At 32.9% G+C, this 9,170-nt stretch carries 12 protein-coding genes; 9 read left to right on the top strand and 3 right to left on the bottom strand.

What is annotated here, in order from left to right:
* Position 1: 1 nt before the first annotated feature.
* Positions 2-577, bottom strand: coding sequence for a 5-(carboxyamino)imidazole ribonucleotide mutase (purE, locus tag DSQ20_RS04910; RefSeq protein ID WP_179366250.1), 576 nt, complete (start codon positions 575-577; stop codon positions 2-4).
* Positions 578-924: 347 nt separating this feature from the next.
* Here purE and DSQ20_RS04915 point away from each other — a divergent pair, with 347 nt between their 5' ends.
* The 4 genes from DSQ20_RS04915 to DSQ20_RS04930 all read left to right on the top strand — a co-directional run bounded on the left by DSQ20_RS04915 (position 925) and on the right by DSQ20_RS04930 (position 4,045).
* Complete coding sequence (locus DSQ20_RS04915) at positions 925-2,067, top strand: 5-(carboxyamino)imidazole ribonucleotide synthase (RefSeq protein ID WP_179366251.1); 1,143 nt, start codon at positions 925-927, stop codon at positions 2,065-2,067.
* Between the two features lie 33 nt (positions 2,068-2,100).
* Positions 2,101-2,472: a hypothetical protein gene (locus DSQ20_RS04920; protein ID WP_179366252.1), complete on the top strand. Its 372-nt coding sequence runs from the start codon at positions 2,101-2,103 to the stop codon at positions 2,470-2,472.
* Positions 2,473-2,611: 139 nt separating this feature from the next.
* Positions 2,612-3,139 (top strand): DedA family protein, encoded by a 528-nt coding sequence (locus DSQ20_RS04925; protein WP_179366253.1) that lies wholly within the window; start codon positions 2,612-2,614, stop codon positions 3,137-3,139.
* A 234-nt stretch (positions 3,140-3,373) separates the two neighbouring features.
* Positions 3,374-4,045 (top strand): nucleotidyltransferase family protein, encoded by a 672-nt coding sequence (locus tag DSQ20_RS04930; RefSeq protein ID WP_179366254.1) that lies wholly within the window; start codon positions 3,374-3,376, stop codon positions 4,043-4,045.
* A gap of 9 nt (positions 4,046-4,054) precedes the next feature.
* On the opposite strand, the gene DSQ20_RS04935 is transcribed toward DSQ20_RS04930, so the two are convergent.
* A complete protein-coding gene (locus DSQ20_RS04935; RefSeq protein WP_179366255.1) occupies positions 4,055-4,204 on the bottom strand; it encodes a hypothetical protein in 150 nt (49 codons plus the stop codon).
* A gap of 295 nt (positions 4,205-4,499) precedes the next feature.
* On the opposite strand from DSQ20_RS04935, the gene DSQ20_RS04940 reads away from it, so the two are divergent.
* The 3 genes from DSQ20_RS04940 to DSQ20_RS04950 are packed head-to-tail and all read left to right on the top strand — an operon-like array spanning position 4,500 to position 6,891.
* Positions 4,500-5,468: an LLM class flavin-dependent oxidoreductase gene (locus DSQ20_RS04940; RefSeq protein ID WP_179366256.1), complete on the top strand. Its 969-nt coding sequence runs from the start codon at positions 4,500-4,502 to the stop codon at positions 5,466-5,468.
* Entirely contained in the window at positions 5,468-6,577 is a 1,110-nt protein-coding gene (locus DSQ20_RS04945; RefSeq protein ID WP_179366257.1) for a beta-ketoacyl synthase N-terminal-like domain-containing protein, read from the top strand. Before DSQ20_RS04940 ends, DSQ20_RS04945 begins: the two co-directional genes overlap by 1 nt.
* Entirely contained in the window at positions 6,574-6,891 is a 318-nt protein-coding gene (locus tag DSQ20_RS04950) for a zinc ribbon domain-containing protein (protein WP_179366258.1), read from the top strand. Before DSQ20_RS04945 ends, DSQ20_RS04950 begins: the two co-directional genes overlap by 4 nt.
* Here the strand turns inward: DSQ20_RS04950 and DSQ20_RS04955 are convergent, their stop codons facing one another.
* Positions 6,892-7,716, bottom strand: coding sequence for a hypothetical protein (locus tag DSQ20_RS04955; protein ID WP_179366259.1), 825 nt, complete (start codon positions 7,714-7,716; stop codon positions 6,892-6,894).
* Between the two features lie 141 nt (positions 7,717-7,857).
* Here DSQ20_RS04955 and DSQ20_RS04960 point away from each other — a divergent pair, with 141 nt between their 5' ends.
* Both DSQ20_RS04960 and DSQ20_RS04965 read left to right on the top strand, forming a co-directional pair.
* A complete protein-coding gene (locus DSQ20_RS04960; RefSeq protein WP_179366260.1) occupies positions 7,858-8,406 on the top strand; it encodes a hypothetical protein in 549 nt (182 codons plus the stop codon).
* A 180-nt stretch (positions 8,407-8,586) separates the two neighbouring features.
* The gene (locus tag DSQ20_RS04965) at positions 8,587-9,141 is read left to right on the top strand and encodes a resolvase (RefSeq protein WP_179366261.1); all 555 of its coding nucleotides are present in this window, start codon (positions 8,587-8,589) and stop codon (positions 9,139-9,141) included.
* Positions 9,142-9,170: the final 29 nt, after the last annotated feature.

A 9,170-nucleotide genomic window follows, 5' to 3' on the forward strand; every position in this document is an offset into this window, starting at 1 on the left:
TCTATTTGAATTTCTTTTGAACAAATTTACTAAGGCCTTGTTTTTTTAGAATGTCAGATTCTTTAAGAACTGAATTATGTTGTTCGGATTTGTGTAGTTTTAATTTCTTTTTTAATTCCGGAAATTCATTTGCTAAAATTTTAAGAGCATATATTCCAGCATTTCCTGCTTTGTTAATTCCTACTGCTACTACAGGAGATCCTGTTGGCATTTCAGATATCGAAAGAAGAGAATCTAATCCGCCAAAAGAAGAGAATTTGGAATTATCTGCTCTTTTGGTTTGTTTATCATTATACACCATAATTGGCACTCCGATTACTGGAATGATTGTATGTGATGCAATCATTCCAGGTAGATGTGCTGCTCCTCCTGCACCTGCAATTATTATTTTAAACCCCATCTTTTCGGCATGTTTGCCATATTCTTCTAATCTGGTAGGGGTTCTGTGTGCAGATACTATTTGATCTTCATGTTTAATTTTGAATTTATCTAAAATTTCTGCTGCGTCTTTCATGATTCTACTATCCGAACTTGAACCCATGATGATTCCGACTAGTGGTTTTTTTGTATAGCTCATAATTATAGAAAAATAAAGCAAGTTATTATCTATAATGGCGTATCGTAGGCTTGACTAAGAAAAATTATTATTTTCAATTACTTTTAATAATATCAATAAATCGGATTTTCAGATTATGACACTTGTTGTTTTAATTTGATTAGCAATGAATCTGTAATTTTTAATAAATAATCCATTTCTGAATCATTTGTAATATTCTGAATCATAATGTGTGTTTGTTGCTTTTACAGTTAATCAGAAGTATGTTATCTCTAATAACACTCAGATGAATTGAGCCTATATTACAAGATAGAGATGAATCTAAAAAATAGCATTAGATATTTTTAATCGATATTTAAGAAAAAAGCATGGGCAAGGTTCTTGGGATAATAGGCGGAGGACAACTTGGTATGATGATCACAGAAGCTGCCAAGAGAATGCCAGAACACATTTCAAAGATAATAGTTTTGGACCCTGTAGCGAATTGTTCTGCATCCCAAGTTGGTGCTGAGCAAATATTGGCAGATTTTAAAGATAAAAATGCAATAATTGAACTTGCCAAAAAATCTGACATTATAACATATGAGATTGAATCGGGAGACAGTGAGGTATTAAAATCAGTTGAAAAAGATGCGGAGATTAATCCGTCTCCAGAAACATTAAAAATAATTCAAGACAAGTTTTTACAAAAATCATTTTTAGCCCAAAATAATATTCCGGTTCCTGAATTTTTACAGATAGATTCAATTTCAGATTTAAAACAAGGCCTTGAAAAATTTGGATATCCGTCATTACTAAAGGCAAGACGTGATGCATATGATGGACGAGGTAATTTCAAAATAGACTCGTCATCTCAAATCCAAGAAGCATTTGATTATTTTGATAAAAAAAATCTCATGCTTGAAAGATTTGTTCCTTTTAAAATGGAAGTCTCAATAATTGCTGCAAGAAATACTAAAGGTCAAATTAAAACATATCCGCTAGTGGAAAATATTCATGAAGAGAACATTCTTCGTCAAACAATTGCTCCAGCAAGAGTAACTGAAAAAGTTGCAAAAAAAGCAGAAGAGATTGCACAAACAACTATGAATGTTCTAAAAGGAGCAGGTATTTTCGGAATCGAGATGTTTGTTACAAAAACAGATGAAATTTTAATTAATGAAATTGCACCACGTGTGCATAATTCGGGGCATCATACATTGCAATCAAGCAAAGTGTCTCAGTTTGAACAGCATCTTAGAGCGATTTTGGGTTTGGAATTGGGAGATACTGTACTTTTACATCCTACTATTATGTATAATATTTTAGGTCCAAAAAATTTCGAGGGGGAATACAGCATATTGAATATTTCTGAAGAAAATGTTTTTCTTAAAATGTATGGCAAAAAAATTTCTAAACCACTAAGAAAATTAGGTCATTTGAATATCGTTGGAACGGATAATCAAACTATTGATCAACTATTGAATGAATTATCTCAGATCAAAGATAAAGTAAAAGTAAAATCCATCTGATTGGTTTAAATGTTGTAAATGACGATTCCCAACATGGCAATAAAAGTAGCAATGATAATAACGGGAATATCTATTGCATTATTGGCGTTATACGGTGCAGACGTTGCAGTTTCAATGGGTAATGCAGACCATGATGGATTTTTACCATTAAATGACATGCAACGAGGTATGGGGCTAGGTGGTCCCGCAATAATTTTGCCTATAATAGCATTTTTCATTACTCTTAGAGAAAAATCAAAAGGGTTGGGAGGTCTAATAATTATCTCAGGAGTTTTAATTCTAATTGGTGGATTGGCAATGATATTTACTCCTGCTCCTGAAGGAGTAGAAAGAAATCCTCTTATGCTATTTGCACCAGCGATTATTCAAATTGCATTAGGTGCAATTAAGATAGTGAAAAACTAGAGGATTATAATTATGCCAATTTGCGCAAAATGCAATAACGACGTATCAAAGGTTTATGATTGTGATCATACAAATGATCAAGAATATTGTACTGAATGTTATACTGAACTGCATTATTATTTGACGGAAGAAAAATAATTTGAGTGAAATAGAAGCATTCATTCAATGGGTGATTTCATTAGTTGCTGAGAATCTTTACCCAGGTGTATTTTTAGCTGCCTTGTTAGAAACAGTTTTTCCACCAATTCCAAGTGAGGCAGTATTTCCTTTAGCAGGATATAGTATACTAAAAAATGGTATGAATGTATTTCATATTTTGGGAGCCGGGATAACTGGAGGATGCGGTGCAACAGTTGGTGCTTTTGTAATTTACATGATATCAAAAAAATTAGGGCGAACTGGATTGATAAAATATCTCAAATATGCAAGAATCAAAGAAAAAAGTTTAGAAAAAGCTGATCATTGGTTTGCAAAATATGGTGATAAATCTGTCATCATTGGTAGATTGATTCCAGGGATTCGTGAACTAGTATCGATTCCGGCTGGAATTTTTAATATGCCTCCATTAAAATTTCTTATTTTCACCCTGATTGGGTCATGCATATGGAGTACTGCATTAACTGCAATCGGATATTATTTTGGAATGGCCACGTTTGATTTTTTCTAGTATGTGACAATACAAAACCATGTGAATTAAATAAAATAACCAAAATTCTAAAAACATTATAGTTATGGAAAAATCCAAAAACCACACACGTCATTATTGGATTAGACATAAAGACGGGTATCTTTTTTGTGGAATTTGTAAAAAGAAACAAGATTCTACATCAAGTAAAATTTCAAAAAAAATGATTTAGCAACTCAATTAAAGTTATAACGTCTATCTTATCATGACACTTCAATGCATGCAATAATTTTGGCTGGTGGAAGAGGAAAACGTTTACGACCTATTACTGATTATGTTCCAAAACCCCTTGTACCTCTAAATAACATCCCCATTATCGAATGGCAAATATCATACCTCAAAAAATTTGGGGTCAAGGAAATTACGATTTGTACAGGTTACAAGACAGAAATGATTCAAAATTTTCTTGCAGTAAAAAATAATTTAGGTGTAAAGATAAAATTTTCAGTAGAAAAGACTCCATTAGGTACAGGCGGGGCAATTAAACAAGCAGGATTGTCAATAAAAGATAAATCATTTTTTGTTTTAAATGGCGATACAATCACAAACATTGATCTTGGAAAATTAATAAAAAAACAAAATTCAATTGCATCGATTGAATTAAAAACAAAATTTGGAGTTGTGGAGATAGAAGGAGACAAGATAACGCAATTCAAAGAAAAAAAGGAAATTCCAAATGTATGGATGAATGCAGGGGTGTACCATTTACAAAAAGAAATACTACAAGATTTACCAAAAAAAGGAGATATAGAAAAAACAGTTTTTCCAGATTATGCAAAAAAAGGGAAACTATCTACCGTAAAATTCAAAAATACAATGTGGCACTCTATTGATTCATTCAAAGATATTGAAGAATGTTCATTAGAACTAAACAAAATAATAAAATAATTGGTTTCTTTATGCCCCAGTTCTGTGAAGTGTTACCATCATGTATGCTATCTCACTTACAAATGACTCATCTGCATTTGCAGACGCAGCATATTTTGTGGCATCATCCCAAAATGTTCCTTCTGAACTAGGTTTTTCTTCGAAAATTTGCTCACTCAACGATTATGATTAGAAATTAATTTCATAATAAACAACCTCAATCATAATTAACACAATGCTAAAAGAGTTAGACAAAACCCTAGTCGTAAAACTTTAGGCTCATGAATATCGTGTTAACTGTTGTGCTTAAATCCAAATTATGCAATAATAATTGTAGATTATGTGCAATTGTCCGTTTTGCAGTGAACTGGAAAACTCAAAAAGAGAGTTCCTAGAAGCATCTGAATACGAAGAGTAACCAAATTTTCTAAAAGATATCGGAAACACTAGAATATCCAATAGTCTGAGTTAATTCATGCGTATAGCATATAGTTTAGGCTCTCTTCTTACTGTAAATCAAGTCTTAGAATGCTCAGAAATACTATCTCATACTAATGTAGATACAATATGGATTCCAGAAACATGGGGGATGGAGAATTATTCCATGTTAGGTGCAGTATCACAAAAAGCACTGGAACCAAAAATAGGCTCATCAATAATTAATATTTTTTCTAGGAGTCCATCATCTATTGCAATGGGTGCTGCAACTGTAGACACACTATCAAAAGGACGTTTAATCTTGGGTCTTGGGACAAGCAGCATGCCAATTGTAGAAGATTTTCACGGATACAAATTTGAAAATCCTGTTTTAAGAATGAAAGAATATGTCGAAATTATAAGACTTGTTTTATCTGGAAAGCAAGTTAATTATTCGGGAAAAATATTTAATTTGAAAAACTTTTCTTTGCTGATAACACCTCCGAGAAATAAAATTCCAATATACTTGGCAGCAGTTAATCAAAAAATGGTAGAGTTGACATGGGAGATTTCAGATGGAGTAATTTTTTATCTAAGACCCTTAAATGAGATGAAAAAAACAATTCAAAAAATGCAATCAAAAAGAAAAATTGATGTAACATGTCAAATTATTACCTGTGTATCTCACGATGAGGAAATTGCAATAAATCGGGCTAAACAAACTCTGGCATTTTACATATCTGTTGGAAAAATTTATCGGGAATTTTTATCAAAAAATGGATTTGAGAGTGAAACTAAGAACGTATACGAGGAGTTTAAGAAATCTGGATTTAAAACAAATCATGAATTAATATCAGACAGCATGCTAAAATCATTAACAATTGCAGGTACTCCTGATCAATGTCTCTCACAACTGCAAAAATTCAAAGATACAGGAATTGATTTACCAACAATACAATTCAATCCTGTTGGAGATGTGATTGATTCTTTTAAATTATTTACAACTACATTTTCAGAGGAAAGATGATGTCCAAAGTAGGAATCGCGTCATACGGATTAACAAAATTCTCAAAAGACGACTCTAAGATTGAATCAGTGCTTTTACAGTCTACAAAAAAACTATTTGATGCCAGCCCTAATTTGAGTAGAAATGACATTGACGCGGTCTTGGTTTCCACCAATAATAACTCAAAATATCTTTCTGCGGTTTTATCTGAAATGTCTGGAATTGAGCCTAAAATTGCTCATTCTGTAGAGAGTTTGTGTAATTCTGGAACAAATGCAATAGTATCTGCATATTCTTACATCTCGGCAGGATTGGCAGATGTGGTGTTAGTGTGCGGAGCTGAAAGATATGACAGCCCTGGACAAATTTTGGAATGGGATAACTCAAGAGGAGAGTTCAAACATCCAATTTTTTGGGCAAGTATCTTTACAAAAGCATACAAAAGAGAATTTTCTATTACAGATGACGATCTAGCAATTGTACCAGTAAAAAATCACAAACAGTCAAAGAATAATCCAAATGCACTTTCAGAAAAAACATATTCGTTAGATGAAGTAATAAATTCTAAAAAATTAACTGATGATCTTAGGTTACATGATTGCTCAAGACCATGTACAGGAGGTGCATCAATTTTACTTGCATCTGAAAATGTATGTAAAAAATACACCGATACTCCTATTTGGATTTCAGGAATTGGGCAAAAAACAACCTCAGCTGGATTTACAAAAAATATTGCGTTTAGCTCAATGGAGTCATCAAGGATTGCTGCAACATCGGCATTTCAAATGTCAAAACGAAATGTAAGAGATATAGATGTGGCAGAAGTTCATGATGCATTTTCTGTTTGCGAACCGATGGCTTTGGAATCCCTAGGTTTTACAGATAAGGGAAAAGGTATGGATTTGATAAAAGAACTATACGCAACAGATAATTTTAAAATAAATCCACGAGGTGGTCTGATTGGAGCAGGACATCCACTTGGAGCAACAGGAATTGCGCAAACTATCGAAATAACACAGCAATTGCAATCGTCTGCCGATAAAAGACAGGTAAACAATGCAAAGATAGGTCTAGTTCACAACATGTCTGCAGCGTCAACATCTTCAACTGTTTTGGTGTTGGAAAGATGAATTTTGATACAGAGTTAGAAAATGGAAATTTTATAGTAGCAGAATGCAAGCATTGTCAAAAAATTGTATGGCCACCATCTGATTTTTGCAACAAGTGTTTCAGAGATGTATCGTGGCGAAAAGGTGCTCATGAAGGTAAAATTATCGAATTTTCAAGGAAAAACGATTCTTATTTTTGCCTAATTGAAATAGAAAAAAGCATCAGATTAATCGGAAAACTGTCTAGAGGAATTCCTGTCGAAGGCCAGCAAGTCAAGATAGAAAAATGCGGAATTGAAAATAAGAATTATAATTTTGAAATTTCTTTGTTATGATCAATTAAATTTTGTATAGATGTATGGGGTATCCGATGTCTGATCAAAAGTCCAAATTGTTGGAAGTAAAACAGTTTTAATTACGTTTAAACAGTAACTGTCAATCAATGAACTCCAACCCCCCACTGATTGATTTCCAGAAAGTTGTCTTTTTGAGTGCGTTCCTGCAAAAACTATGCATGTATTTTTTTTAAGATCCGTATATGATATTTTATCAATGATGTTTTTTGCCAATACATCGCCTCCCATCTGAGGCAATCCTCCGATAAAAAACACAGGAAATGACAAATTTAATGCAGAATAATCAAACTCTATCGCATCTGCACATACTGGATTGAAATTAATATTTGTCGTAGATACCATGTTATTTTGTAATTCCACCAACACGTCGTCGATTTCAATACTTGTTGATTGTAAATCTAAAATTTTTGCGCAATATGCAATTCTACCATCCCCAGAACCGATATCGATTAGTTCTTTGTAATCGAGACTTTTTGCAATTGATGACGCAATGTATGCCGAAATAACCCATGTTGGATAAAATGGCTGGCAGCTAGAACCGTGTTTGATGCTATTAAGCCAATACTCATTAATGTCTCCTTCATAAACTGTACATAATGTATCGGCAATGTTTTTTTCATAAGAATTATGATAGATTGGATTTTTTTCAATAAATTCATGCAGTAATTTCAAATGAGATTCATTAATTGGAAAAAACTCTGAAGAACAACTAGGGATTATTTCTTGAATGTGACTGTGACCATCGTATGTTTTTACAAATTCTTGTTTTAATGTGCCTAAATTTTTGGCCAGTTTGTCTAGCATACAAATATCTCAAAAATGGGATTCTTAAACTCATTGCGATTCAACTAAAAATAAAAACAACAATTCACCGCATGTAATATTTGGTAATTTTCAATTAGCTTATCTAGTCATCTTATAATATGTGGGAAAATAATCAACAACATGCTCCTTAATCTTTCTGGGATATTTTTACAATCAATCCAAACCATTGAGACCCCCACATTGGCAGTAATAATTAGCTCAATTACTGCAACAATCTTTGTAATCACACTGGTTTTAACTTGGAGAAACCTCAGAGAAAATACCAAAGTATCGTATTCTCAATTATTGAGAGGATTTCATGAGGATCTCACAAACAGACTGGATAAAAATTCAATTCTTAAAACAACAGAAGACTGCCACAGGTATGCAAACGATTACCTAAACACTGTTGATGAGATTGCATTTTTATCACTACAGAAAAAAATTCCTGTAGGTATTGCTCAATATCTTAACAGGTTCTTTGCATATGGTTTGACAATAATTGATTGGTATGATCATATGATTGGCGAAGATTTTAAAAGAATAGCGAAAAATAACTGGCCCAATTATTTTATGTATTGCCAAAAACACAGCATAACCCCAAATCCCGATGACAAACTGCCAAAAATAATGTTGGATTATAACCAGCTGCGAGATAAAGAATCAAAAGACAGTGCCCGAAATTCTTAACTCGAGATTAAACAATGTTGCAACCTGAAAAAATCTTGTTTGAAAATATTCATCAATTGTTACATTCTTCTTTAGCATATGTGTTCAATAATTTATAATTGAAAAATAGTCACATGACGCTTTGTAATGGTTATTCTGTAATTACCTGCTTTACTATACCCAAATTATGTATAAAGAAATATGAGTAGTAAATTGACCTCGATTTCAATAATAAAACAAAAACCAGTCAAAGACAATAAAAAAATTGCACGTACACGCAGACAACGTGGGTATCACTGGGAAGACACCCTGGTAAAAAGATTCAACTCGGTAGATAACTGGAAAGCATTCCGACTAGGGTCGCCAAGCATAGCATTACCCGATGTTTTGGCAGTAAATACTCAATCTAGTATGATTTTTAGCATAGAGGCAAAATCTGGAACAAGCACATCACTCCCCGTACCGGCAGATCAGATTGAAAGATGTCAAAAATGGATTACAACATTTGACATATACAAAGAAAGAAAAGTCATATTGGCATTCAAATTTCTTTCAAAAAAAAGAATTGGACAAGGACTTTATGAAAACAGGGAATTAAGAGAGTTTTACAAGATTTGGGACGAGTCAAAAAAAATAACAGATTGTGTTTGTACGTATGATGGAGAAATATTTGCAAAAATGGATGGTAAAAGAACACATCTTGACCTTGAAGAACAAAAGATGCCATTTAAGAACAAACATAGAACTAGTGCCTAACTGATAAATTTAGCAGCACAGCGTTTTTT

Origin of the sequence: Nitrosarchaeum sp. AC2 (genome assembly GCF_013407385.1) — an archaeon.
Classification (GTDB): Archaea; Thermoproteota; Nitrososphaeria; order Nitrososphaerales; family Nitrosopumilaceae; genus Nitrosarchaeum; species Nitrosarchaeum koreense.

Bases quoted from the DNA above. Each gene is read 5' to 3' on its own strand.
- purE (WP_179366250.1), bottom strand. From the start codon at position 577: ATGAGCTATACAAAAAAACCACTAGTCGGAATCATCATGGGTTCAAGT.
- DSQ20_RS04915 (WP_179366251.1), top strand. From the start codon at position 925: ATGGGCAAGGTTCTTGGGATAATAGGCGGAGGACAACTTGGTATGATG.
- DSQ20_RS04920 (WP_179366252.1), top strand. From the start codon at position 2,101: ATGGCAATAAAAGTAGCAATGATAATAACGGGAATATCTATTGCATTA.
- DSQ20_RS04930 (WP_179366254.1), top strand. From the start codon at position 3,374: ATGCATGCAATAATTTTGGCTGGTGGAAGAGGAAAACGTTTACGACCT.
- DSQ20_RS04940 (WP_179366256.1), top strand. From the start codon at position 4,500: ATGCGTATAGCATATAGTTTAGGCTCTCTTCTTACTGTAAATCAAGTC.
- DSQ20_RS04945 (WP_179366257.1), top strand. From the start codon at position 5,468: ATGTCCAAAGTAGGAATCGCGTCATACGGATTAACAAAATTCTCAAAA.
- DSQ20_RS04950 (WP_179366258.1), top strand. From the start codon at position 6,574: ATGAATTTTGATACAGAGTTAGAAAATGGAAATTTTATAGTAGCAGAA.
- DSQ20_RS04955 (WP_179366259.1), bottom strand. From the start codon at position 7,716: ATGCTAGACAAACTGGCCAAAAATTTAGGCACATTAAAACAAGAATTT.
- DSQ20_RS04960 (WP_179366260.1), top strand. From the start codon at position 7,858: ATGCTCCTTAATCTTTCTGGGATATTTTTACAATCAATCCAAACCATT.
- DSQ20_RS04965 (WP_179366261.1), top strand. From the start codon at position 8,587: ATGAGTAGTAAATTGACCTCGATTTCAATAATAAAACAAAAACCAGTC.